General features: G+C 53.1%; 20 protein-coding genes. 12 read left to right on the top strand and 8 right to left on the bottom strand.

Annotation, left to right across the window (positions count from 1 at the left end; translation table 11 throughout):
• Positions 1-40: 40 nt before the first annotated feature.
• Positions 41-1,105, bottom strand: a complete 1,065-nt coding sequence (locus ABKA16_RS04545; protein ID WP_007148117.1) for an AAA family ATPase — start codon at positions 1,103-1,105, stop codon at positions 41-43.
• 128 nt (positions 1,106-1,233) lie between these two features.
• Positions 1,234-1,962, bottom strand: coding sequence for a uracil-DNA glycosylase (locus tag ABKA16_RS04540; protein WP_029246303.1), 729 nt, complete (start codon positions 1,960-1,962; stop codon positions 1,234-1,236).
• Between the two features lie 185 nt (positions 1,963-2,147).
• On the opposite strand from ABKA16_RS04540, the gene ABKA16_RS04535 reads away from it, so the two are divergent.
• Together ABKA16_RS04535 and groL are read left to right on the top strand one after the other, a co-directional pair.
• Positions 2,148-2,768 (top strand): LytR C-terminal domain-containing protein, encoded by a 621-nt coding sequence (locus ABKA16_RS04535; protein WP_007148119.1) that lies wholly within the window; start codon positions 2,148-2,150, stop codon positions 2,766-2,768.
• Between the two features lie 227 nt (positions 2,769-2,995).
• The gene (groL, locus tag ABKA16_RS04530; RefSeq protein WP_007148120.1) at positions 2,996-4,609 is read left to right on the top strand and encodes a chaperonin GroEL; all 1,614 of its coding nucleotides are present in this window, start codon (positions 2,996-2,998) and stop codon (positions 4,607-4,609) included.
• A 117-nt stretch (positions 4,610-4,726) separates the two neighbouring features.
• Here the strand turns inward: groL and ABKA16_RS04525 are convergent, their stop codons facing one another.
• On the bottom strand, positions 4,727-5,017 hold the full coding sequence (locus ABKA16_RS04525) for a WXG100 family type VII secretion target (RefSeq protein ID WP_381000492.1): 291 nt from the start codon (positions 5,015-5,017) through the stop codon (positions 4,727-4,729).
• Positions 5,018-5,378: 361 nt separating this feature from the next.
• On the opposite strand from ABKA16_RS04525, the gene ABKA16_RS04520 reads away from it, so the two are divergent.
• The 4 genes from ABKA16_RS04520 (at position 5,379) to ABKA16_RS04505 (ending at position 9,946) form a co-directional block, all read left to right on the top strand.
• Positions 5,379-6,128 (top strand): response regulator transcription factor, encoded by a 750-nt coding sequence (locus ABKA16_RS04520; RefSeq protein WP_381000494.1) that lies wholly within the window; start codon positions 5,379-5,381, stop codon positions 6,126-6,128.
• Between the two features lie 103 nt (positions 6,129-6,231).
• Positions 6,232-8,487: a HAMP domain-containing sensor histidine kinase gene (locus ABKA16_RS04515; protein WP_381000633.1), complete on the top strand. Its 2,256-nt coding sequence runs from the start codon at positions 6,232-6,234 to the stop codon at positions 8,485-8,487.
• 115 nt (positions 8,488-8,602) lie between these two features.
• Entirely contained in the window at positions 8,603-8,992 is a 390-nt protein-coding gene (locus tag ABKA16_RS04510; RefSeq protein WP_007148124.1) for a cold-shock protein, read from the top strand.
• Between the two features lie 63 nt (positions 8,993-9,055).
• On the top strand, positions 9,056-9,946 hold the full coding sequence (locus ABKA16_RS04505) for a DUF3027 domain-containing protein (RefSeq protein ID WP_381000496.1): 891 nt from the start codon (positions 9,056-9,058) through the stop codon (positions 9,944-9,946).
• A 66-nt stretch (positions 9,947-10,012) separates the two neighbouring features.
• Here the strand turns inward: ABKA16_RS04505 and ABKA16_RS04500 are convergent, their stop codons facing one another.
• The gene (locus ABKA16_RS04500; protein WP_007148126.1) at positions 10,013-11,014 is read right to left on the bottom strand and encodes a universal stress protein; all 1,002 of its coding nucleotides are present in this window, start codon (positions 11,012-11,014) and stop codon (positions 10,013-10,015) included.
• 272 nt (positions 11,015-11,286) lie between these two features.
• Between ABKA16_RS04500 and ABKA16_RS04495 the strand changes: the two genes are divergently transcribed.
• Complete coding sequence (locus ABKA16_RS04495) at positions 11,287-13,971, top strand: ATP-dependent Clp protease ATP-binding subunit (RefSeq protein WP_007148127.1); 2,685 nt, start codon at positions 11,287-11,289, stop codon at positions 13,969-13,971.
• Positions 13,972-14,150: 179 nt separating this feature from the next.
• Positions 14,151-16,037 (top strand): ATP-binding cassette domain-containing protein, encoded by a 1,887-nt coding sequence (locus ABKA16_RS04490; protein WP_381000497.1) that lies wholly within the window; start codon positions 14,151-14,153, stop codon positions 16,035-16,037.
• Here the strand turns inward: ABKA16_RS04490 and ABKA16_RS04485 are convergent.
• Entirely contained in the window at positions 16,016-17,239 is a 1,224-nt protein-coding gene (locus ABKA16_RS04485; RefSeq protein ID WP_381000499.1) for a sensor histidine kinase, read from the bottom strand. The genes ABKA16_RS04490 and ABKA16_RS04485 overlap by 22 nt on opposite strands.
• A gap of 12 nt (positions 17,240-17,251) precedes the next feature.
• Positions 17,252-17,863, bottom strand: coding sequence for a response regulator transcription factor (locus ABKA16_RS04480; protein WP_381000501.1), 612 nt, complete (start codon positions 17,861-17,863; stop codon positions 17,252-17,254).
• 193 nt (positions 17,864-18,056) lie between these two features.
• On the opposite strand from ABKA16_RS04480, the gene ABKA16_RS04475 reads away from it, so the two are divergent.
• Both ABKA16_RS04475 and ABKA16_RS04470 read left to right on the top strand, forming a co-directional pair.
• Positions 18,057-18,977 (top strand): ABC transporter ATP-binding protein, encoded by a 921-nt coding sequence (locus ABKA16_RS04475; protein ID WP_381000503.1) that lies wholly within the window; start codon positions 18,057-18,059, stop codon positions 18,975-18,977.
• A complete protein-coding gene (locus tag ABKA16_RS04470) occupies positions 18,974-19,711 on the top strand; it encodes an ABC transporter permease (RefSeq protein ID WP_381000505.1) in 738 nt (245 codons plus the stop codon). The genes ABKA16_RS04475 and ABKA16_RS04470 overlap by 4 nt, the downstream gene beginning before the upstream one ends.
• A 250-nt stretch (positions 19,712-19,961) precedes the next feature.
• On the opposite strand, the gene ABKA16_RS04465 is transcribed toward ABKA16_RS04470, so the two are convergent.
• Both ABKA16_RS04465 and ABKA16_RS04460 read right to left on the bottom strand, forming a co-directional pair.
• The gene (locus ABKA16_RS04465; protein WP_381000507.1) at positions 19,962-21,329 is read right to left on the bottom strand and encodes an FtsX-like permease family protein; all 1,368 of its coding nucleotides are present in this window, start codon (positions 21,327-21,329) and stop codon (positions 19,962-19,964) included.
• Positions 21,326-22,036: an ABC transporter ATP-binding protein gene (locus ABKA16_RS04460; RefSeq protein ID WP_381000509.1), complete on the bottom strand. Its 711-nt coding sequence runs from the start codon at positions 22,034-22,036 to the stop codon at positions 21,326-21,328. Before ABKA16_RS04460 ends, ABKA16_RS04465 begins: the two co-directional genes overlap by 4 nt.
• A gap of 210 nt (positions 22,037-22,246) precedes the next feature.
• Between ABKA16_RS04460 and ABKA16_RS04455 the strand changes: the two genes are divergently transcribed.
• Both ABKA16_RS04455 and ABKA16_RS04450 read left to right on the top strand, forming a co-directional pair.
• Positions 22,247-23,161 carry a TraX family protein gene (locus tag ABKA16_RS04455; RefSeq protein ID WP_381000511.1) on the top strand — a complete coding sequence of 305 codons (915 nt, stop codon included), beginning with the start codon at positions 22,247-22,249 and terminating at the stop codon, positions 23,159-23,161.
• A gap of 438 nt (positions 23,162-23,599) precedes the next feature.
• Positions 23,600-24,271 (top strand): deoxynucleoside kinase, encoded by a 672-nt coding sequence (locus ABKA16_RS04450; protein WP_434156652.1) that lies wholly within the window; start codon positions 23,600-23,602, stop codon positions 24,269-24,271.
• The last annotated feature ends 359 nt before the right edge of the window (positions 24,272-24,630 follow it).

Raw genomic sequence — 24,630 nt, 5'->3', positions numbered from 1 at the left:
ATACTCCTTGTAGCAGGGGCTGCGGGGATTGCAGGGCAGGCTAGGGGACAGGGACAGTTTCAATGATGGAATCAATGACCTGGTCGCTGGCGACCCCGTCTGCCAATGCTTCAAAAGTCATGAGGATACGGTGTCTCAGTACATCATGGGCATAAGCCTTTATGTCCTCCGGGATCACGTAATCGCGGCCGCTGAGCAGCGCCTGTGCCTGTGCTACCCGCATCAGGGCAATAGATGCACGCGGGCTCGCCCCGAGCCGGACAAGTGTTGAAAGGCCGTTAATAGGATGTTGCCCTGCGCCGCGGCTTGTGGCAACAAGGTCAACGATATACTCTTTGACTGCCTGGGAGATATGGACTTTACGGGCATTCTGGCGCAGATAGGCCACATCCTGCAGGGAGATGCTGGTCTCAGGATCGCTGCCCGTACTGGGGACATCGCTGTTCTGTCCTGAAAGCATGGTCAGCATGCTGACTTCATCCGTATCGCTTGGATACGTCATGACTGCCTTCATCGTGAAACGGTCCATCTGGGCTTCCGGAAGGGTGTAAGTCCCTTCTTCCTCAATCGGGTTTTCAGTGGCAATGACCATGAACGGGTCAGGAAGGGATATCCGTTCCCCGCCTATCGTTGCTGCACCTTCTGCCATAGCTTCAAGCATAGCCGACTGGGTTTTTGCGCTTGAGCGGTTGATCTCATCAAGCAGGACGATGTTGGCATTGATAGGGCCAATCTGTGTGACCATCTTCTGCGAGGCGAAATCAAATATTTGTGTGCCTACGATATCGGAAGGCATAAGGTCCGGGGTGCATTGGATGCGCTTAAAGGACCCGGAAACGCATGATGCGAGGATCCGTGCAGCTGTAGTCTTAGCAAGGCCGGGGACAGACTCGATAAGGATATGCCCTCCGGCAACAAGTGTAATGATCAGAGATTCCCTGAGATCGTCCTGCCCTACGAGGCCTTGTGAAAAACGTCTGCGTATGCGCTCGGCGAGCTCCTTGTTGTGATCAGTGACATCAGATCCCAGCGGTGAACTTTCGCGCGGGCCTGAGGTATCGGCACTGTGGTCCTGGCCGTCGTTGTGCGAAGAAAATAATTCCATACTTAAACTCTATCTGTGATTGTTGACGTGATCTATATATTGGCTGGGGATTTTATATATTCGGGCAGTGTGCGGCAGCATGTGTACAGGCAGCGGCGCGGGTATACAGATCCCTGTTGCGGGAAGCCTCAGCCCTGGTGTCCCTGGGAGAGGTCCCAGTTTACAGGTGCAGCCCCCTGCTGCTCCAGATACGCATTCGCGCGTGAGAAAGGCCTGGACCCGAAAAATCCTCTGCTGGCGGAAAGCGGGCTTGGATGCGCCGATTTGATTATTTCAGCGTGGGGCAGCAGCGGTTCCAGGGATTGCGCATTACGCCCCCAGAGTATTGCAACGAGCGGAAGTGGCTGCCCCTGCCTGTCGGTGCGGCTGTCCAGCGTACGGATAGCCTGCTCGGTGACCTGTTCCCAGCCTTTGCTCTGGTGGCTGTTCGGAGCTCCTGCGCGGACGGTCAGGGACCTGTTGAGCAGCATGACCCCCTGTTCCACCCAGGGGGTGAGGTCGCCGTTCGGCGGCGCAGGCACATGGACGTCATCCATAAGCTCTTTATAAATGTTGCGCAGGCTGCCCGGTATAGGGTCAACATCAGGGGCGACGCAGAAGCTCAGGCCGACAGGATGTCCTGGGGTGGGGTAGGGGTCCTGTCCCACGATAAGGATTTTGACATTACTGACAGGCAGCTGGAATGCGCGGAATATATTGCCGCTTGAGGGGAGGGTAGCATGGCCCTGCGCGTGTTCCTGCCGCAGAAAATCGCCCATGCGGCGGATAACGGGCTCGACCGGTTCCAGCGCGCGGGCCCAGCTGGGATCCATGATATCGCTTAATGCTTTTCGGGGAGGGGCGGGAGATTGCGTCATAGGACTTATAGTAGTACGCACTGTAGCCCTTTCCCAGGCTTTAGGCTTTGGATGCAGGGGCATTCCGAATCCCGGTGCGTATAAGCCTCAGGATTTTGCAAACATATTGTAGCGATTTATAAAGGGATATAAATTGTATATGGCGATCCAGTATAAACTCACTGTAGATATCATTAGGAGGACTTATGGCATCCGGCAGCAATCGTGATAATACATTGGTCGATGATGAGTTTAGCCAGGCAGCAGGTACGCCAGGCGGTGCGCATCGCGGCAGGAAAGGCCTTGCTGTAAGGCTGCGCCCCTATATTATCGTAGTCGCTGTAGCGGCATGCCTCGGCATCCTGCTGTGGATGTGGGTCTCGGGTACTTTCAGCGGCCATCCTACAACGTCGTATACCAAGGCGGCTGCTTCCGTGTCTTCTTCCCCCTCGGCATCCTCCAAGGAAAGCACTTCCGGCAATTCTGCTGGTTCGGGATCATCGTCGCCTTCGGCTTCCAGCTCTTCCGGGCCGTCTTCTTCCTCGGGGAGCCAGGAAGCAGATAAGGGGACCCAGATCATTATCTATAACGGTGGGCATACGAAGGGGCTTGCAGCTTCAAAACAAGCCCAGCTCACTCAGGCAGGCTACACCCATGTTTCTGCCATGAACCCCGCAAACCGGTCAGTGCTTCCATCGCAGCAGACAGTATGGTATAAGGCAGAATCAGATAAGGCTGCCGCCCAGGCCGTTGCACAGCAGCTCGGCATATCTTCCGTGTCCCAGAGGGCGAATATAGCTGCGCCTGTAGTGGTGATCGTCCGCTAGCCCGGGGCCTCCCTGCCTTCCCTGTTTATTCCGGATTGGCGGCGGGTCACGCTTGAAGCATATTTTTTAGGGTGTTTCGCAAAAAAGTTGGCACTCGACGAGGCAGAGTGCTAATCTCATTTTTAGCACTCGAAGCATGGGAGTGATAATCGATAGCTGACGGTTGAGCGTCACGAACATGTGCGAGTGATGACGTAAGCCATTGTTCATTACAAAAAGAGGATAGTATGGCAAAGATTATTAAGTATGATGAAGAGGCGCGCCAGGGCATGCTTGAAGGCCTTGATGAGCTCGCAGACACCGTTAAGGTAACCCTTGGGCCCAAAGGCCGCAATGTTGTCCTTGACAAAACCTATGGTGCTCCGACGATCACCAATGATGGCGTTTCCATTGCAAAGGAAATTGACCTTGAGGACCCTTATGCACGTATTGGTGCTGAGCTGGTCAAGGAAGTTGCCAAGAAAACAGATGATGTAGCCGGTGACGGTACTACGACAGCAACTGTACTTGCCCAGGCGCTGGTGCACGAAGGGCTTAAGAATGTGACAGCAGGGTCGAACCCTATCGCATTGCGCCGCGGTATTGAAAAAGCATCTGATGCGATTGTCCGCCAGCTGCTTGCTACTGCAAAGCCGGTTGAGACAAAAGACCAGATAGCAGCTACTGCAACGATTTCTGCAGGCGACCCTGAAGTCGGCGAGAAGATCGCTGAGGCACTGGATAAAGTTGGGCAGGACGGTGTTGTTACTGTAGAAGATAATAACAAGTTCGGCCTTGACCTCGAATTCACTGAGGGTATGCGCTTCGATAAAGGTTATATTTCCCCCTATTTCGTCACCAATCCGGATGACCAGACTGCAGTTCTTGAGGATCCGTACATTTTGCTGACTTCAGGAAAGGTCTCAAGCCAGCAGGATATTGTGCACATTGCCGAGCTGGTTATGAAATCAGGCAAGCCGCTCCTCATCGTTGCTGAAGATGTTGACGGTGAAGCACTGCCGACCCTCGTCCTTAACAAGATCCGCGGTACTTTCAACACGGTAGCTGTAAAGGCTCCGGGCTTCGGCGACCGCCGCAAGGCAATGCTGCAGGATATGGCTATTCTTACCGGTGCCCAGGTAGTATCTGATGAGCTTGGCCTTAAGCTTGACTCTATTGATGATACAGTCCTCGGCCATGCTGCCAAGGTTATTGTTTCCAAGGATGAAACAACTATCGTTTCCGGCGCCGGCACTAAGGAAGACGTAGATGCCCGCGTTGCTCAGATCCGTTCGGAGATCGAGGACTCCGATTCTGATTATGACCGCGAAAAGCTCCAGGAACGTCTTGCCAAGCTTGCAGGCGGCGTCGCTGTGATCAAGGTTGGTGCCGCTACTGAGGTTGAGGCCAAAGAGCGCAAGCACCGTATTGAAGATGCGGTGCGCAATGCCAAGGCTGCTATCGAGGAAGGCCTGCTTCCCGGCGGAGGCGTTGCCCTGGTACAGGCTGCTGCTGATGTCCGCAAAGATGTCAATCTTGACGGCGATGAAGGTACAGGTGCAGACATCGTATTCCGCGCTATTGAAGCACCGCTGAAGCAGATTGCCCAGAATGCGGGCCTGTCCGGCGAAGTTGTTATTGATAAGGTGCGCACGCTTTCCGCGGGCCATGGCCTGAATGCTGCGACCGGCGAGTACGGCGACCTCATGGCTGCAGGCGTTACCGATCCTGTTAAGGTGACCCGTTCTGCCCTGCAGAATGCGGCTTCTATTGCCGGGCTTTTCCTGACGACTGAGGCAGTTGTTGCCAATAAGCCGGAACCTCCGGCGCCGGCAGCCCCTCAGCAGGATATGGGCTACTAAAAAGGCGCAGGCCTGGGCCTGATTCGGCACAGGCTGCAGAAGACTTTAAGGGCTGGCTGGTTTTTTCAGCCGGCCCTTAAACCTTTTTGTGATATGGGCGATCTCCATTGCCTGCGGTCAGCTGGCAAAAAGGTGCTGGGCATCAGCCTCAGCCTGTGCGTATGTAGCCGAGGCGCGGCTCATGGACTGCTGAATATTCTGCAGTGACTGTTCCATCTGCTGCTGGGCCGCACGCCACTGCTCCATAACTCCCTTGAACCTTGCTGCAGCTGCCCCCTGCCATGCGCTCTGGAGGTCCTGCAGGTTTGCATACATTGTCCCCACAGACTCCCGGATCCTTGTTACTGATGTATTGACTGCAGCGCTTGCGGACTGTAACCTGTCCGAGTCAACACGGTATGTCGCCATAGTGCTCCTTTAGTTTTTGAGGATATCTGCAGCAGAGACCCTGCCGGTATCCTTCCTGTTTCGTTTTTGCAATGCGTCTTTCCTCTATATTCCTCCGTCAGGCAATAAAGGTTCCAGCCGCAGGATCAAGCCTATCGCAGCCGTGCATGGCAGCCGAAGTATTCTATGGGATGTGGCTGGATGTGGACAACACGCAAGTTACGCAGCTTGACAGCCATATAATATGTATAGTAATTATAGCTTATCTACAGGCAGCTTAATACTAAGGATTGAGCCAATCTTCACCCGGACGCATAGAATTTGCTACTAATTCGCGGACAATTTTCAGGTAATCATCAGGAGCATATTTAGAATAAGAGGTATGGCAAATAATCCAGAAGCAACTATTGTAGTAGTTGATGATGAACCTTCGATTCGCGAACTGGTATCCACGAGTCTGCACTTTTCCGGTTTTGACGTAAAAACGGCATCAAACGGTACAGAAGCCATTGATGTTATTACCCAGACCGATCCCGACCTTGTAGTACTGGACGTTATGCTCCCGGATATTGACGGTTTTACAGTGACCCGCCGTATCCGCCAGCAGGGCGTTGAGGCCCCGGTACTGTTCCTCACCGCCCGTGATGATACGCAGGATAAGGTCATGGGCCTTACAGTCGGCGGCGATGATTATGTAACCAAGCCGTTCAGCCTGGAAGAAGTCGTAGCGCGTATCCGTGCCATCCTCAGGCGCACCAAGGAGCAGGTTGAGGATGACCCCGTGATCCGCGTGGCTGACCTTGAGATAAACGAGGATTCCCATGATGTGACCCGCCATGGCGTACTTGTTGATCTCAGCCCTACGGAATACAAGCTTCTCAGGTATCTTATGGATAATGAGGGCCGTGTGCTCAGCAAGGCACAGATCCTTGACCATGTGTGGCAGTACGACTGGGGTGGGGATGCGGCAATCGTCGAGTCCTATATTTCCTATCTGCGTAAAAAGATTGACGGTGTAACGTATACTGACGATAAAGGAAATGAGCAGAAAGTAGTGCCTGTTATCCAGACAAAACGCGGTATCGGGTATATGATCCGCGAACCGCGCGATATGAATGGGGTGCATGCATAGCATACAGGTGTGAATACTTTTATCAGGTATCAGCGGAAAGCAGAGGCGTTTGAGTTCGTGAGGGGTCAGACGCCTCTGTCTTACGCACCGTAAGGATAGGATGATGAGCAAAGATTCGCAGAGCAGGGCACCGCAGCCGCAGGCGGATACATCCGGAATACCCGGTACTGCGGCGCATAATGCTGCCGCTGCTGGAAGCCGCGGGCACAGCGGCAGTGCCAGGCCGGGTGCGCATCGGAGCCCCAGGGAGGGTTTTTTCAGGCGGAACAGCCGGAACAATAAACTGAATACTGGACGCATCCCTCTGACCGTGAGCCTTACAGTTATAGTTTTTGTCATCATCCTTGTTGCAGGGATCATCATGACCTTTGCAGCATACGAACTGGTACAGTCGGCACTTAATGATCAGACGAATACCCAGCTGAAGCAGCAGGCTGATTCGATCAGGAATAATGTGACTCTGATCCAGCGCCAGGCTGCCAGGAAAAACAATATCCCCGATATCCCGGCCCCTGGTTCCAACGGCCAGATGGATTCGGCGAGTTCCAAGGATACTGCACAGGCACTTGATGATTTCCTTGAAGCGCAGGGTGCGAACGGCCCCACGGATTATTTCCTCCAGATCAGGGATACGAATAACACCATCCTTGCCACGCCGTTTACGCCTTTTGCCAGCAACAATATGATCTCCGTCCCCCGCCTGAGCGAAACAGATTCCATAAAAAAGCAGGTGCCGACGGACGGGGAACCGGTAACGGTGCCTGCCAACGTCCATATATACAGCAATAACTATGATCAGAAAATCTATGAAAGGGCGGCCACGGACTGGCGTGTAATGGCTGTCAGCATCATTAATTCTGAGACCGGGAAAACTGAGTATGTCGTTTATGTTGCGCGGTCGCTGTTCTGGCAGCGTGATGCAGCCCGCAGGGTCGTGCAGTATTTCATCATTGTTGATATTGCGGTCATCGTATGCGGTGCAGTGCTGTCCCTTATACTGATCCTCAGGGCTTTAAGGCCTTTGAAGCGTATTGAGAAAACCGCCGCCGAGATCGCAGGGGGCAACCTTTCCGAACGTATCCCCGAGGGGTCTGCCAATACCGAAGTAGGCTCCCTTTCTTCTTCGCTCAATGCCATGCTGTCCCGCATTGAGTACAGTTTCAAGAAACAGGAAGATACGACTAACCAGATGAAGCGCTTTGTTTCTGATGCCAGCCATGAGCTCCGTACCCCGCTGGCCGCTATCCACGGGTATGCCGAGCTGTACAGGATGCAGCGCAGAACCCCCGGTGCACAGGAACGTGCCGATGCAACGATCGATCATATTGAAATATCCTCTACCCGCATGTCGTCGCTGGTCGAAGCCCTGCTTTCCCTTGCCAGGCTGGACGAAGGCCGCGGTATCGATCTCGGCCAGAAGATCGGGGTGGACCAGATAGTAAAAGAATCTGCCGAAGATCTGCATGCACTTGACCCTAACAGGCATATAACGCTTGGGCGGCTGGTCATTGACGGGGATGATATGCTCAATAAGATCGCTTCGGTTGCCTCCGGTACTGTGCAGCCGGTATCCCAGCTGAACCGTTTTAACGGCAGGCGGCATACGGATACTGGCAGAACACACGGATATAACGGCAGGGATGCCGGCGGCGATGCTGCACAGGCACCTGCCCCTGTGCCTTCCCCCGCAGGCAGCAGGATATCTGTAGTCGAATCCAGCCTGCCGCCGGTTACGATAGGAGGGGATCCGACACGGCTTCGCCAGGTACTGACTAACATTATCGGCAATATCCACAGGTATACTCCTGCAGATTCGCCTGTAGAAATTGGCGTAAGCATGGTGAAAGCTGTCACATCGACAGCAGACCTGAGCAAATATGACCCGAATGAAGAGACGCTCGGCACTTTCCTCGAAGATGTGGCGAGGGCGAACAGGACGAATTCAGGGAGGGAATTTGTTGTGATCCGTGTGAGTGACCACGGTTCGGGTATTGATCCTGCGAAGATGGAAAAGATATTCGAGCGTTTTTATACTACTGACCCCTCGCGCGCCCGGCAAAGGGGAGGAAGCGGCCTGGGAATGTCTATTGCGCTTGCTGTGGTCAAGGCCCACCATGGGTTTATCTGTGCTTCAACAACTCCCGGCGGCGGGCTCAGCTTTACTATCGTCCTTCCTGCATCGCAGACGAGGATGTTCCTTGACCGTAATGACTATGCCGAACTGTCAGGGATCTCCGTGGCTGATGCACGCAGGAACAGGGAGGCACAGAAGCGCCGGAGGAAACGCGGGAAAGAAGGGGAAAGCCAGCCTGCAGAGGCAGTGCAGCCCGGCCGGGATATGCCAAACTCTAAATCGTAGGGTAGAATCGTATATAGTCGTATACGTAACGGAAAAATCGGGAATATTTTAGCTTGTGTGCTGTTCAGGACTGAGTAACAGCATCCGGGTGGAATCAGGCAGACAGAGGTGTGATATGCCAACAGGAAAAATTCGCTGGTTCGAAGCAAAAAAAGGTTATGGCTTTATTACAGGCGATGATGGGGAAGATATCTTCCTTCCCAAAACCGCTTTGCCGGCAGGCGTAACAACGCTGCGCAAGGGGGCAAAAGTCGAGTTTTCCCGTGTTGACGGGCGTAAGGGCCCCCAGGCGATGGATGTTGTTGTGCTCGGTCCTGCGCCGTCAGTGATCAAAGCGACCCGCCCTAAGGCCGATGATATGGCAGCGATCGTGGAAGACCTGATCAAGCTGCTTGACGCTGCGGGCAACAGCCTGAGGCGCCACAGGTACCCTTCCGCGCAGGAGTCCCATAAGCTGGCAACTATGCTTCGTGCAGTTGCTGACGATTTCGATGTCCAGGATTAAACGCGCATGGCATAGAGAGCCGCGGAATAGGGAATTTTTCCAGGAAACAGTTCTAGGAGCATAATGGCTGAGACTAATGACCAGGAGCAGGATCCGAAGGCGCTTGCATACAGGGCGGCTGTTGAAGCTGCTGAGGACCCTCAGGATGTTGGCGGGTATGTGGATGCCCGTGTGTCCGATGAAGACGCGAATATCCATGATTACCGTTTTGAGTCGGGCATCGCAGGGTATGAAGGGTGGCAGTGGTCTATTACGATGTACCACGACTCTGACACTGGAAGATGGACAGTAGATGAGTCATCGCTGGTCCCCTCTGACAAGGCGCTTCTCGCGCCACGGTGGATCCCGTGGAAAGAACGCATCACTCCTGACGACCTTTCGCCTACTGATGTTTTGGGCACTGATGAGGATGATCCCCGGATGGAGCCCGGGGCAGGGGATCCATCTGATAGTAATGGGGAACCTGGTAATAACAGGGGATCCGGCTCAGACACATCGCAGGAGGATGTTTTTTCTGCGGTCAGTGAGTTTATGCTTGGACGCCGGCATGTTATGACTGCTGCCGCGCGTGAGGAAACAGCGAAACGGTGGTACAGCGGGCCGCACGGGCCGAAGTCCATGTCTACCCAGGCGGCAGACGGCAACACCTGCGGATCCTGCGCTTTCTTCATCCCTCTCCAGGGCGAGCTTGGGACCATGTTTGGCGTATGCGCCAATAAGTGGAGCCAGGATGACGGGAAAGTGGTCTCCCTGGATCATGGCTGCGGCGGGCATTCTGAGATTGAGCCTCCTGAACCGACCGAGCTGTGGGTGCAGTCTGACCTGCGTGTAGATGATGACCTTGATATAGAGATCGTCCCTCAGGCTCCGCGTGAGGAAAATCCTGAGGTTGAGCTTATTGAAGAGTCTGAGTCTGCAGCTGCAGACGGGCCGGCTGGCGAAGGCAGGGATTAGGCTGCGTCCGGCAGTTCCGGACCCATACCGGCGCTACAGCCGTACTGTGCATATATTTACGTATATTTAGTGGACAATCGTTACTGTACACCGCGCGCTGTCGAGGAGCTGGCGGCTGACTGAACCGAGCATCACAGCATCAAGGCCGGTCAGGCCGCGGGACCCTACGATCAGCCGGTTCGCATACCGCGAGGCGCTTTGCAGACCTTTTACGGCACTGATATGGAATGCATGCTGGTTCACCCGTACTGATTGGGGGATATGGGCATCGGAGACGATATCGGCAACGATTTTATCCGCATACTCCTGGGCCTCATCATGCGACGGCACGGCATGCGTCCTGTCGGCGATCTCAGAGAGGTTCTTTATCCTCCAGCAGTATATGACCTGGAGCGGCCGTCCGGTAGCCTGCGCTTCTTCTGCAGCGAAAGCAAGTGCGCGTTTGGATACGGCCGACCCGTCTACTCCTGCCACGATCGGCATAAGCGCAGAACCGAGCATTTCAGATTCGGTTACCGAAATCTCGCCTCCCTCATCACTGTCTTCCTGGCCTGTGGAGCGCCCGGCACCCTCGGGTTTGAGTGCTTTGGCGATTGATCCTTCGGCAGCTGTTTCTTCGGCTGTATCTGCATGGACTATTGTTACAGGGACCTGGGCGCGGTCAAGGAGGGAATCCGACATGGAACCGAGGAACCATCTGGCCAGCCTGCTTAGTGACCTTCTCCCTACGATTATCTGGTGTGAATTTTTGCCTATGTTCAGGAGCGCTGTGGATCCTGCAGCATGGACTGAAGTCAGGGTGAGCCTGTCCCGGTCGAAATCAATGCCGCGGCTTGCCCTTTCAGCCCATTCGTTGAGCTCCATGGTGATAAACTTGTGGATCTTTTCCCATTCAGCTTCATTCTCGGGACGTTCCCCCATATCCCAGGAATGAGTCCATCCATATACAGCGTTGACATTCTGCCCGGTTGCAGCGGATTCACGCAGCGCCCAGTTCAGCGCGGCGAAAGACTCGTCTGACCCGTCAACTCCAACAACGATGTCGGCCAGCTTCTGTGTGTCTGACATGCGGACTCCCTTCTGTATAGCCTCGAGCCACTATGCCTGCCATTCCCAGTGTAGCCCCTTACAGAGCCGGTACGCAACGCGCGGGGATATTTTTACGAAATTCAGGGATATATAAGGCTGTTGATTATGCATGTATTTATAGTTGAGCCAGAGCAACGCAACTTTTGCGTTAACGGCGTAATTCATCAAAAACGGGAACAGGAGTCACAACAAATCTGTATAGTTTAGTGTAGTTATTCCTTTATGAGATACACGATACAAGAGGAAAGTTTATGTTTGAACGTTTTACAGACAGGGCACGGCGTGTGATCGTCCTGGCCCAGGAAGAAGCCCGTGCGCTGAAGCATAACTATATTGGTACGGAGCATCTTCTCCTTGGCCTTATCCGTGAAGGTGAAGGCGTAGCGGCGAAAGCCCTTGCAGCTAAAGGTGTTGAGCTTGATGCAGCCCGCAGCCAGATCGAAGAGATGATCGGCAAGGGGTCTGCGTCTCCAGCAGGGCATATCCCGTTCACGCCCCATGCGCGGCAGGTTGTTGAACTTTCTTTGCGTGAAGCCCTCCAGCTGGGCCACAGCTATATTGGTACGGAGCATCTTCTCCTTGGCCTTATCCGTGAAGGCGAAGGCGTGGGGACCCAGGTCCTTATAAAAATGGGTGTTGATGTCTCAGACCTGCGCTCCAGTGTGATCAATGCGATCCGTGATACCGGCACCAGCAGCTCAAATGACGATATGGTCAACGCCGGAGGGATGGGGGATCAGTCGGGGAAAAACGGTTCATCCCTGCTTGACCAGTTTGGGCGCAACCTTACCGCTGAAGCCGGGGATGGGAAACTTGACCCTGTTATTGGGCGCAGCAACGAGATCGAACGTGTGATGGTCGTCCTGTCGCGGCGCACCAAGAATAATCCTGTGCTTATAGGCGAACCGGGCGTTGGCAAGACTGCCGTAGTAGAGGGGCTTGCGCAGAAGATCGTTGCAGGCGATGTCCCCGAGACCCTTAAGGGCAAGCAGGTATACGCACTCGACCTTGGTTCAATGATTGCCGGCTCCCGGTACCGCGGCGATTTTGAGGAACGCCTGAAAAAAGTCCTTAAAGAGATCAGGACCCGCGGCGATATCGTGCTCTTTATTGATGAGATCCATACTATCGTCGGTGCAGGGTCGGCAGACGGTGCAATGGGTGCTTCCGATATGCTCAAGCCGATGCTGGCGCGCGGCGAACTCCAGACTATCGGTGCTACTACAACAGATGAGTACCGTAAGTATATTGAAAAGGACGCAGCCCTGGAACGCCGCTTCCAGCCTATCCAGGTAGCTGAGCCTACTATCGCTGAAACTATTGAGATACTCAAAGGCCTTCGCAAGAAGTATGAGGACCATCATCATGTGACTATTACTGATGAGGCAATCCAGAGCGCGGCCGAGCTTTCCGCGCGCTATATCCAGGACCGTAACCTGCCGGACAAGGCTATCGACCTGATCGATGAGGCGGGCGCGCGCCTGCGCATCAAGAGGCTCACGGCCCCCAGCGCCCTTAAGGAGCTCGATATCAAGGTCGAGAAAGTCAAATCCGATAAGGACAAGGCTATTGCAGACCAGGATTTCGAAAAGGCTGCCTCCCTGCGGGATGCCCAGGAAAAGCTGGAACAGGAACGTAAAGACAAGGAAAAATCCTGGCGTGAAGGTGAATCTGATGTTTCCATGGTCGTGGATGAGGACACTATTGCCAATGTGATCTCTTCTTCCACAGGTATCCCTGTTTTCAAGCTGACGGAAACTGAATCCAAAAAGCTGCTTAACATGGAAAGCGAACTCCATAAGCGTGTTATCGGGCAGGATGAGGCTGTTGAAGCCCTGTCTCGCTCTATCCGCCGTACCCGCGTGGGGCTGAAAGACCCTAAAAGGCCTTCCGGATCGTTTATTTTTGCAGGGCCGACGGGTGTGGGCAAAACAGAGCTTGCCAAAACGCTTGCAGAGTATCTGTTTGACGATGAGGATGCCCTTATCCGCGTAGATATGTCCGAGTTCGGCGAGAAGTATTCTACTTCACGCCTTTTTGGCGCGCCTCCGGGATATGTAGGCTATGAGGAAGGCGGTGAGCTGACTGAAAAGGTCCGCCGCAAGCCGTTCTCAGTGATCCTGTTTGATGAGATCGAAAAGGCGCATCCGGATATTTTCAATACGCTGCTCCAGGTGCTGGATGACGGCCACCTGACTGACGGACAGGGGCGCAAGGTCGATTTCAAGAATACGATCATCATTATGACTACGAACCTCGGCACAAGCAAGATATCGCAGGCGCAGAGCACAGGCTTCAATATCGGCGGGAATACTGATACCAGCTATCAGCGTATGAAAGACCAGGTGCAGAGCGAGCTTAAAGGGCAGTTCCGTCCTGAGTTCCTTAACCGCCTTGACGATATTATCGTCTTCAGGCAGCTGACTGAGCCTGAAGTACGCCAGATCGTGGAACTTGATGTCAGGACTCTGAACGACCGCCTGTTCGAGCGCCATATGTCCGTAGAGCTTACCGGCGCGGCTAAGGACCTGCTCGCCCAGAAGGGTTTTGATCCGCTGCTTGGGGCCCGCCCGCTGCAGCGTGTGATCCAGCGCGATGTTGAAGATGCCATATCCGAGAAGATACTCCTTGGAGATCTGAAGGAAAATGAGCAGATTGTTGTTGATGCTGAAGGCGAAGGTATCCTTGGTGAATTCACTTTTACCAGCCGGCCTTTTGATTTCAGCGTTGGGAACGGGGGCGGCATCCCTGCTGCGGATTCCGGTGATACTGAGGCCGGCAGCCCTGAAGGTCCTTCTGCTGAACCGGTGCCTGTTGGTGCTGATATTGCGCCTGAAGGTGCTGGCAATGCCGGGCTGCAGGGGCATCCTGACGATACCGGCGGTACAGGCAGTTCTGCAGCGGAACCGCTGCCTCAGGATAATCCGACAGAATAAATAACGGCAGGCTTAGGTTCCTGGGTCCAAACTGAGCCGGGTGAGCGTAAGAAAGTGCGGTGCTTTATCGGTACCGCACTTTTGCTGTTTAGGCCTGTGTCCCCAGGTATTCAGCTTTTGTTATAATGATTACGGCTTGCGGGCAAAATAGGCAGACCATACGTGACAAGGGGAATACGATGAATACGGATCAGAAGCCTAAGCAGTCGCTGGGCAAGCGTATGAAAGCAGTGGTCCATTCATGCGGATGGAGCCTGCGGACAGCGCTGCAGACCGCACCTGCAGCATTTATCTCTTTACTGGTTATGAGCGCTTTGAGCGGTGTGACACCAGGACTGCAGACGTATGTTGTAGGGTCACTGACACAGTCAGTAGCGTCAGGTTCCCGTTCGGCGGCCCTGTGGTGGGCTGCTGCAACAGGGGTCCTTGTTGCTTTTACTATGGCAACGTCAATACTGACAGAATCAGTTAACCTGTTTGTCAGCGACCGGATACTGAATGCCTGCTTCAAAATGGTCAACAGCACTATCGCACGTATCAGCCCTGCCCGCCTGACCCGTGAGCGCAAAGCGGAAGAGGCCCGCCAGGCAAGGGAAGCTGTGAATAATATGGCAGTGTCTTCCCAGTCAAGCGGTATAGCCTCCATACTTTCCATGATCGTTGTCTGTGTGTCGCTGCTCCTGTCGATCTGGTATCTCAGCCCTCTTGCGGCCATCCTGGTGATACTGTGCTTATTCCCCATAACTGTAGCTGCTGCTATCCTGGCAAATGTGGAGGCTGTGGTCTGGCCGAAGATCGTTAAAACGAACAGGCGGTCGGAATACTTTGAGAACCAGATCACATATGAGCAGCAGGCGCACGAGCTTGCGCAGCTCCAGGGGCGCAAATATGTGGCGAAGCTCGCCAATGATAAACGTGATGAAGCGCTGAAAGGCAACCTTTACCTTGACCGTATCTACTTATCAGGTATGCTGGTTGCCGGCTTTCTAATCCTCGTTTTCGTTGTAGGGGCACTTATCGCGCTTATCAACAATAATGTCAGCGCCCCTGTCCTTTCAGGCGTCCTTGTAGGTATCCTGTCCGGGATAGTCAGCATGGCCAGCCTGGGATACAGGCTGGGAGGCATGGCGAAAAATTCTGTGTCAATAGAAGCGTTTATCTCATTCATCCATAGCAACGATAATGAGGATAAAGCTGAAGCCGCTGGGCAGCCCGCCGGCAGCCCGGCGCAGCAGCATGGCAGTACCCGTGATGCGCAGAAAGGAAGTGCTTATGCCCATATTCCTGCCGCTGCCCGCAGCAGCACATTAGCTGGTTCGCCGCTGCTTAAGCTGGATGGCCTTACGGTAATATATCCGGGGAAAACTGAGCCGTCCGTTGCTGACATCTCATTTGAAGCCCGTATGGGCGAAACGATTGCCCTTGTAGGGCGCAACGGTGCAGGCAAAACAACGACGCTGCAGGCTATGCTCGGTGTGGTGCCTGCGCAGGGCGGGACCCTGATACTTAACGGCGAGGATATAACCGCTGAAGGGTTTAATGAACGTATCAGCCATTTTGCTGTTATGCCTCAGGAGTATAACCGTTTTGAATTTACTGTCCGCGATAACCTCCTCCTTGGCCTTCCCGAGGGTACGGTAGATGATGCTCAGATATGGGATGCCCTGCGTGCTGTGGAAGAGGAGTCTGTGATACGCAAGCTGCCGCAGGGGCTGGATACCCAGCTTGGCGCAGAATGGGGAGGCGTGGGCCTGTCCGGCGGCGAATGGCAGCGGCTTGCACTTGCGCGTATGCTGCTGCGTCCTGCACCTGTCCGTGTGCTTGATGAGCCGACGAGCAATGTCGATTCGCAGTCGGAAGAGGTCATCTATTCCACGCTGTCGCAGGATTCGCATGAACATGCTACGGTGCTTGTATCCCATCGCGCGTGGACTTTGCAGAAGGTTGACCGGATATATGTATTCCGTGGCGGCAGGATAATTGAAACCGGCACATACAGGGACCTTATCAAGCCAGGGACTTATTTTGCTGAGTTGTTCGACTATCAGCTCAATGCCGGTGAGTAGCTGTTAGGCACATACACGTAAATCATCCACTGGTTATCCTCCGTCCGCATCCTCAGCGTGCCGCCCAGGGCTTCAATAGCCTCTTTATGCATGCGGAGCCCGCGGCCGGAGGCTTCTGCACCCGGCAGCGGCTTGGCATCCTTTATATCATTGGTTTCACGTATTGTGATCCCATCGGCATCGCTGCCAATGGCCAGGGCATATGAATCTTTGCCTTGTGGCGCATGGCGCTGTATGTTCGCAAATATCTCAGTTATGACGGACAGTATCTCAGCACGCGCAGCATCTGAAAAATAAGTATTGGCCCCATTTATTTTTACAGTGCCGGTAAATTTGAGGTTTTCCAGCCGTGCCTGCTCCCTGCTGACAAAACTGTGCAATTCCGGCATCAGGCCTGCTGCCGCCGGCTGCCTGTTTCCGGGTTTAGCTGACAGTGCTGGATCCCGGGTATATGTATCGTCATCCAGAAGATCCAGTATCTCATGTATCTGGGCGAAGGCCTGCGAAGAATGGTCGGCAACCAGCTTCCAGTCCTGTGCATCGGCTTCACTGATGCTATCTATGGCGCCTGCCCCGCTATGGCTGTGCGCAATAAGCGAAATACCGGACAGGTTATTCGTCAGGGAATCATGTATCCGTATAGCGAGGGCCTTCCTGTCCTGCATATTCTTCAGCCGTTCTTCCGTTATTTTCTGCTCCATACTGATACGTTGGGCATCAAGCTTCCGCCTGTGCTGGGAAAAAACTATCCCGGATAATAATCCTGCAGCGTAGAGCGCAGCCACCGCTACCCATGGTACCGGTTCCCACTGGTGGCTTACAGCCTCAGCAACGGTATGGATGGCAATGCACACAGCAAGGGCGGCAAGGGATGCCTGAAGGGAGGAATAATATGCAAGGACACCAATAGCAATGATTTCTCCTGAAAGTATCAGAGGATGATTGGGCCCTTCGACCAATGGGGCGAGCAGGGCGAAGAAAAGGATGGCCCAGCAGCCATACCGCGTGAGTACGGGGAGCAGGAAAATCATTGTTAAATAGGGGACGAATATAAGCCAGAAAATACCGCTTCCGGGTGAAATCATAAGGATCTCAAGGACAGAAAGGATCAGCCCGAAAACTGAAAGTACAATAAGCCAGGTATGGCTGGAATATTGCGACAGATAGTGTCGGAGTGTTTTTATCCTATGGGCATCCATCATTATAATCCTCAGTCAGTGGTTCAAATCCGAACAGGCCAGTATAAGTGCCCGGTTATTAGGCACGCCAAGTTTTTTAGCCGCATTCTGCAGGTGGGTGCGGACTGTTGTCTGGCTTATTCCCAGTTTTTCAGAGATCTGCTGCATTGATTCACCAGTGCACCATAAGTCCACAATCTCAGCTTCACGTGGTGACAGCTCTGTGTTTTTAGAGTTTCTGATCCTGTAAAAAGCATCCTGGGAAGAATCAAAATCGATGTTTTTATAGGGGAAGGGGGATCCGGAGCTTATCCGTATGATAGCTTCGGCGATCAGCGCCGGATCATCTTTGTGGATGATCCCCTGTGCTCCAGCTGCCGCAGCCTTGCGCGCGAAATGGTCTACATTGAATGATGACATCATAAGTATCGCTGTAGAAAAATTTTCGCGTCTGATAGCTGTGCATGCCAGCAGCCCGTTCATATCGGACATTGATATATCTGCAAGCAGCACTGTTGGAGGATGATGTGAAAGGCAAACGGAAACAGCCAGGGAAGATTTATCAACCGGGTCAAGGATATGCCATCCGGGAAGATGCTTTTTCAGGGTTGCGGCAAGCACGGCAAGTGTAAACCTGTCGTTGTCCATGATAAGCAGTGATTTGCCCGTAGCCGCTCCTTCCGTATGCTGGTACCTTGCTTATTTCAGTTTATACTTCAGCCGTTACGTATCGGCTATCCTCAGAAAAGAGGATACCTGTTTGAGGTCCGGCTAATAGCTTTGTAGTATCTGTTGCAGGGGCAATAGCAGCTTATCTGTCCTGAGATAAAGGATAAACAATATGAGTACGCTTACTGTTGATTCGCTGAGCAAACGGTATGGACGCAGTGCGGATCTGGCACTCGACAATATCAGTTTTCAGCTGGGCAGCGGCATGATTGCAGGGATCCTTGGCCATAATGGGGCGAGGAAATCAACATTGCTTGGTTCAATTATCGGGGAAGTGAAGGCGACGGCAGGGAAGATCGCATATGATACTTATGATCTGGCTGCTTCTCCCAGGACCGCGCGCAGGATATGCTCCTTTATGCCGCAGACTTACGCGCCATTGACCGGAGTAAACCCTCAGGAAGCTTTGACCAGTGTCACAGGGATGAGAGGGCTCCCCGATAAAACTGGGGAGAGGCTTGTCCATGAATTTATGGAAGAACTGGATATCGTAGAATATGCCCGCACACCTGAGAACAAGCTTTCAGGAGGGTATCACAGGCTGGTTTCCCTGGGAATGGCTGTAGTGCAGCAGGCTCGGGTACTTTTGCTTGATGAGCCTACTAATGATGTCGATCCGATACGCCGCAGGCTGTTGTGGAACTTGCTTCGGCGGATTGCTGATAACGGTGCTTTGGTGCTTGTTGTGACCCATAACCTCGAAGAAATACAGTCTGTAGCAGACAGGCTGCTGGTTTTTGACAGGGGTCATCTGCTTGCTGATTCGGCTCCGCCGGATCTTGCCGCGCTGTCCAATACGATCCGTTTTGAGATAAACGGGGAGTATCCTGCGCAGCTGCTATCCGGTTTGCCGGTGGCCAACATTACGCATACTGATTCTGTGACAGCATTTGAGTGTGACCCTAATAATAAAGGGCAGATACTTAGCCGGCTGAACCAGGCTTTTATTGATGATGATACTTTTGCATTCTCAGTTTCACATGGGACTATCCAGCAGGCATATGAAAAGCTTGTGGGAAGCGAGGCATTATGAAAACTTCTCTCCGCTCGCATAAAGCACTGTTGAAATGGAGCTTTCTAAGGCATCGGTATCTGTTCGTCTCTTTTACAGTCCTTCAGATTATGTTTGCCCTTGCTATAGTTTATGGATTGACGCTGATGCTTGATATGTCCGGCGGACAGTCTGCACAGAATGTCAATACTGGTGTCTGGCAGCTATGCCTGATAACGATTGGATGCAATCTTGCCCCGCAGATGATGGCCGGGTCGATCAGCGAAGGGTTTATGGAGTATCAGAGCAATTTACCGGTCTCAAGGGTTGGTATACTCCTGTCTGACTGGCTGATCTGGGCCCTTGTCTCAGCGCCTGGAGTTGCGGCGGCAATCCTGGCCGGATGGGCACGGTTCGGATTGGTTCCCCAGAATCCAGGGCTGCTGATACTCCTTCTGCTGCTGTGTATGCTGGTCAACCTTTCTTTTGGCTATACAATGGCTTTATGGTTTCCTCCGGACGCTGTGACAATAGTCGGCCAGGCCGTTATGTTTGTTGCTATGCTGTTCTCCCCGATACTGTATTCTTCGGATAAGCTCCCGCATTTTATTGTTGCTTTCCATAATTGCCTTCCGTTTGTCCCTATGCATCGGCTGATACTGGCGGCTGCTTTCCCGGGAAGCTCACAGATGGATTGGCCGGATCTTGCTGTCGTCCTGGTGTGGCTGCTTGCCTGCTCCGGCATCTGCATGGCTGGGCTTTACAAAAGGAAATAAGAGGATTGCGGGCAAATATGGAACTGGCAGACCTCTCATTCTGCCCGAAGAGGTACCTGAATGGCAGGCAGGAAGGAATGCGCACATAATAAACATAATAAAGAGTACTGTCAGGAATACTGGTTCTTCTTTATTCTGCCCATTGATACATCCGCCTGTATATCCTGCCGATATCCGCTAATAGTACTGTTTGCATGGGATAGCAGGAGACAACAGGGAATAGCCAGGGTGGAGGCTATCCGTATGCCAGTCAGTCATCCTGCCTTACCATCTGCCTGGCTACCTGTCGGGATGCAATGCGCGAAGCCATCCCTCCCAGTATGATCAGCAGGACGCATGCTGTGACCATGCCCAGATAGGTAGGAAGGAATGAGGCCACTTTCATGCCGGCTGCTCCCGCAGGGCTCAGGAGGAGCAGCCCCATCAGTGCGGAGATCACTGTGATGACCAGCAGCGGGGTGACTGTTTCAATGCGCCGGGCTTTATCGAGGATCTTACGGTCAGCCCCTTCCAGCGCAAGGCTGATATACTGGTCGGACTGGTCATAGACCATTGCACTTTGCGTGACTATAGCTGATACTGCGGCCAGAAGTGCCACGAACCCCAACGTGAGCATCCCTCCCAGGCCGACGTCGTGGCTGGCGATCACCTGGCTTGGCCTTTGCTGGCCGCCTGTCCCTGCTGCCGATGCTGCAGCTGCGGTTATTGAGCATACAAAAATAGCCAGGCCTACGCCTGCTGTTGATCTCCATGCACGCTTGGGATCGTCCAGCAGCCTGCGCAGCCCTATAAGGCTGGCAGCACTTCGCGGATGCCGCACGCATATCTTTGCCCATACTTTGATGACCCATGGTCCCACAAGGTTCAGCACGCCAACTGATATCCCCAGGCCAATAGCCCCAACGATCCCCATTACAAGGTATCCGGCGTCTTTTCCCAGGCGCATGGAGAATGCGATCAGGACCATCAGGAAGAAGGCTGCCCCTATAATGGCACGGCGCTTAGTCACTTTTACTCCGGATGCCCTCATGCTCACGCCCAGCGGGGTTACGTTCACCCTGTGCAGTGAAAACAGCGCGGACAGCACGCAGATAAGGGTAATGACAGCAACTGCAGCCAGCATGAGAGGTACCCCTACCCACAGCTGGCTGAAAGTGAAGGGCACTCCCTGAAAAACAAGGAGCCGTACCAGAGGGATCGCTGCTATATAAAGGAGGCATCCGACCAGGGAACCGGCAAGGGCCTGGCTGGCGCTTTCTGCAACAGTCAGCAGGGTAGTCTGGCTTTGGGTAGCTCCGATAAGCCGCAAAATGGACAGCCTGCGGTCCCGCCGCCGCAGTGTCAGCCGTGTGGCGTGCGCGGACAGGGTGATAAGCGGTGCCACTATCAGTGCGGCAGCAATGCTTGCCAGGAATATGTATCCGTCTGCATCTGACCGTACCTCACGGTCAGAAAATATCTGCGCGGCATTCTGGCTTCGTACGAGGAATGCGTGGAAGCCTCCCATGACAGTGAGGAATACCCCCATAGACACCGCGAATGCAATAACGGCAAGGGTGTTGATGCGCCGGTCTTCGCGGGAAGAACGCATCAGGCTTGTAAGGGTGCGGAAGTTCATGCGAGTATCCTCCCATCCTGCATGTGGATAGTCATCTGGCAGGATCTTGCCACATTAGGGTCATGGGTCACCATGATCAGGCTTGCCCCTGTGCGTGCACACCAGCCGGTCAGCAGTTCAATGATCTGTTCCCCTGTGGCCTGGTCCAGCGCGCCTGTAGGTTCATCCGCAAAAATGACGGAAGGACTGATAGCCAAGGCACGGGCTATTGCAATACGCTGGCGCTGCCCTCCGCTCATCTCGCCCGGCCTGTGTGATGCCAGCTGCTGCAGGCCCAGCCTTTCCAGCCAGTCTGATGCCGCTGCAACGGCTTTTTTATAGTCTGCCCCGGAGAGCATAAGGGGGAGCGCAACATTTTCCTCAGCGCTGAGTTCTTCGATCAGCTGCCCCGACTGGAAAACGAAGCCGAAATCGGACCGCCGCAGGCGTGTGCGGTATGCATCAGGCAATGTTGCCATATTGCGGTTTTTATATACCACGGTCCCCTGGGTCGGCTTGAGTATACCTGCGAGTACATGGAGGAGGGTCGTTTTTCCCGATCCTGAGGGGCCCATGATAGATAAGCTTGATCCGGCCACGATGTCCAGGTTCACATTATCCAGGGCGCGTACTGCATTTGCCTGCGGATTGCCTGACCCGCCGGTCTGATAGTCCATCGTTACGTTCCTTGCCATAAGCACAGGCGCTGTGCGTTCATCTCCTGGCATTTCTCCCGCCTTTCATAAATAGATAGCTGGTGTTTTCACATTTAGTATAAGCTTGAAAAGTTTCCGGTTTTATCGGGAAGCACCCTGAAATCACCCTGAAATAGGTGCGCGGGATATCAGGGGGCTTGCTCAGGGTGCAGCCTTGCACTGTACGTAATATAGTTGATACAGGAATCGGATAAGGTAAATGTACAGTATAGGATTACAAAGTTGATTTGGAAAATAGATACTGCACGGTTTGGCTACAGCGCGACAGTGCTTAAATGGATCGCGCTTATCACTATGACGGCCGACCATATCGGGTTTATCCTGTTCCCGCAGGCCACGGCGCTGCGTGTTATAGGGCGAATTGCTATGCCGGTCTTTGCTTACCTGATTGCTGAGGGATGCCGGTATTCCCGGCATAGGCTCCGTTATTTCCTGACAGTCCTGGGGACAGGGGCTGTGTGCTCGGTGGCGGCGTACTATGCAGCAGGGGGTACCCTGTATCAGAATATCCTTATTACTTTTGCCCTTTCGATTGCAACTATCTGCAGCCTGCAGTCCCTTATTGACTCGGTGGGAGGGGGTAACCGGGGCAGTATCCGCAGGAGCACAACCCACAGTAGTACAAAAAGTTCGGAAGGATATGGGCATAATTCTGGCAGAAGTGCTGTAGGTGACAGTAGAGGCATTATAAGAGTAAGCACGGAAAGCATACAGAGAGGGTTTGAGGGGAATACCGTTGAGGATGTGCCGGGATCCGCTGTGCGGCTGCCCGTCCTGCTGAGTGCTGCATGGTTCCTGGGCATGATTGCGGTTGATGGGGTGCTTGGATTCCCCGCCCCATTCCTGAACCGGATCGGGTTCAGCGTGGATTATGGTTTCATGGGCATCCTGCTGCCCGTTTTTGTTTATGCCGTCCCTAACAGGAGGCTGTGGAAGTGGCTTGCGCTTGCTGCAGGGATATGCCTTCTCGCCGTCCAGATGCAGTGGCTGGAGGCGTATGCATTCCTGGCCCTGCCTTTTGTCGCATTGTATAATGGCAAGCGCGGCAGATACCCTATGAAATATTTTTTCTACCTTTACTATCCTGCGCATATTGCATGCATTACGGGAATATCAATACTTATGTCGCAGTATTGATCCGGCGGCTTTTACGGGGCCCATGCTGTAGGAATAATTCAATGCACCCCCCCCATATAGCATCCCCTGATCCCTTTCTTCCATATTTATATATGTCATTTATCGTATATGCTCAGAGAGGGGTTATACTGCAGACGTCTTTTCTTCCTGGAGCTTGTAGAGCAGCATATTCGCGGCTCTTTAATGATGTACATCACATTTCCGGCGTTTTACAGAATATACTATTTGTAGTACAGAAAATATTGATTTAACCGATATTTAGGGGTTTGCACCGTAAGATTTTTATCCCGAAAACCCTTGATGAGGTTTCACTGTACTGGTAATGTTGTCATCGAGTAAGGAAGGATCAGACAATGGTCCTCACAGGTTTTTGATTATTAAGGGGTGGGCAGAATTTTGCTGACATGCGCAGGAGTTATCTCCGCAGGAAAAAGTACTATGACAAAGATCCTCTCAGAAGAGCTGGGGACTAAGGCTTTCTTTGAACCGGTAGAGGACAACCCTGTCCTCCCTCTTTTCTACAGGGGGAACAAAATGGTTGAAGCTGGTGAGGCGGACAGCAATCCGTATGCTTTCCTTCTCCAGGTGTTCTTTCTGAACCGCCGTTTTGCAATGATCAAGCAGGCTATGCAGGAAGACAACAACGTCCTCGACCGTTCGATCTACGAAGATTCTATCTTTATGAAAATGAATACGGACCAGGGGCATGCCACCGAGGAGGAGTGGAATATTTACAAGTCCCTTCTTAACAACATGCTCGAAGAACTGCCGTATGCAGCAAAGAAAAAATCCCCCGATCTGATGATCATGATTGATGTAAACCTTGAGACCATGCTCCATCGCATCAAGAAGCGCGGGCGTGACTATGAACAGATCGATACAGACCCGTCGCTGGTGAAATACTATGGTTCCCTGATCAAGTACTATGATGAGTGGAAGGCTACTTACGACAAGTCCCCGCTGCTTATTATCGACGGCAACAAACTTGATTTTGTAGAGGATCCCGATGACCGCAATACAGTGCTCAATATGATTGAAGAGAAAATGGTTGACGTTGGCGCATTGGGGCAGGCTCAGTATGATGACCTGCGCGCCAGGCGCGAAGGCTGATTTTTAATATAATCCATTTAAGGCTCCGGCGTGCGCGCCGGAGCCTTTTGTTTGCCGTATATAAATTAGCAGGATCACCGGCTGTGAGTTGGAGAATATGCGGTTTAGAACCGGCGAGTCCAGCTAATTTGAGTACAGATGTGTGTCCGCGGTCTTAAGACGTTTAGGTCCCTGGTGGTAAAACACACAGATACAAGAATGAAAAATGTGGAAAACCGCCACAACGGATTTTGTATCTGCGTGTTTTACCACCAGCGGTTGTGGATCGGAGGGAGTGGAATTCTTACCGGATAATGAAGCTCGGCGGTGACGTGTATTAGTATGGAGCAAGGGTGCATAATCACATCAGGTAAAATTTG

The organism is Scardovia wiggsiae (assembly GCF_051045985.1).
GTDB lineage: Bacteria > Actinomycetota > Actinomycetes > Actinomycetales > Bifidobacteriaceae > Scardovia > Scardovia wiggsiae.
The sequence above is the reverse complement of the archived record's forward strand: the minus strand, read 5'-3'. Positions and strand labels throughout refer to the sequence as shown.

Coding starts and splice junctions, on each gene's coding strand:
- ABKA16_RS04460 (WP_381000509.1), bottom strand. CDS start 22,036: ATGCCAGGAGATGAACGCACAGCGCCTGTGCTTATGGCAAGGAACGTA.
- ABKA16_RS04520 (WP_381000494.1), top strand. CDS start 5,379: ATGGCAAATAATCCAGAAGCAACTATTGTAGTAGTTGATGATGAACCT.
- ABKA16_RS04505 (WP_381000496.1), top strand. CDS start 9,056: ATGGCTGAGACTAATGACCAGGAGCAGGATCCGAAGGCGCTTGCATAC.
- ABKA16_RS04545 (WP_007148117.1), bottom strand. CDS start 1,105: ATGGAATTATTTTCTTCGCACAACGACGGCCAGGACCACAGTGCCGAT.
- ABKA16_RS04535 (WP_007148119.1), top strand. CDS start 2,148: ATGGCATCCGGCAGCAATCGTGATAATACATTGGTCGATGATGAGTTT.
- ABKA16_RS04500 (WP_007148126.1), bottom strand. CDS start 11,014: ATGTCAGACACACAGAAGCTGGCCGACATCGTTGTTGGAGTTGACGGG.
- ABKA16_RS04540 (WP_029246303.1), bottom strand. CDS start 1,962: ATGACGCAATCTCCCGCCCCTCCCCGAAAAGCATTAAGCGATATCATG.
- ABKA16_RS04480 (WP_381000501.1), bottom strand. CDS start 17,863: ATGGACAACGACAGGTTTACACTTGCCGTGCTTGCCGCAACCCTGAAA.
- ABKA16_RS04490 (WP_381000497.1), top strand. CDS start 14,151: ATGAATACGGATCAGAAGCCTAAGCAGTCGCTGGGCAAGCGTATGAAA.
- ABKA16_RS04510 (WP_007148124.1), top strand. CDS start 8,603: ATGCCAACAGGAAAAATTCGCTGGTTCGAAGCAAAAAAAGGTTATGGC.
- ABKA16_RS04465 (WP_381000507.1), bottom strand. CDS start 21,329: ATGAACTTCCGCACCCTTACAAGCCTGATGCGTTCTTCCCGCGAAGAC.
- ABKA16_RS04515 (WP_381000633.1), top strand. CDS start 6,232: ATGAGCAAAGATTCGCAGAGCAGGGCACCGCAGCCGCAGGCGGATACA.
- ABKA16_RS04450 (WP_434156652.1), top strand. CDS start 23,600: ATGACAAAGATCCTCTCAGAAGAGCTGGGGACTAAGGCTTTCTTTGAA.
- ABKA16_RS04495 (WP_007148127.1), top strand. CDS start 11,287: ATGTTTGAACGTTTTACAGACAGGGCACGGCGTGTGATCGTCCTGGCC.
- groL (WP_007148120.1), top strand. CDS start 2,996: ATGGCAAAGATTATTAAGTATGATGAAGAGGCGCGCCAGGGCATGCTT.
- ABKA16_RS04470 (WP_381000505.1), top strand. CDS start 18,974: ATGAAAACTTCTCTCCGCTCGCATAAAGCACTGTTGAAATGGAGCTTT.
- ABKA16_RS04475 (WP_381000503.1), top strand. CDS start 18,057: ATGAGTACGCTTACTGTTGATTCGCTGAGCAAACGGTATGGACGCAGT.
- ABKA16_RS04525 (WP_381000492.1), bottom strand. CDS start 5,017: ATGGCGACATACCGTGTTGACTCGGACAGGTTACAGTCCGCAAGCGCT.
- ABKA16_RS04485 (WP_381000499.1), bottom strand. CDS start 17,239: ATGATGGATGCCCATAGGATAAAAACACTCCGACACTATCTGTCGCAA.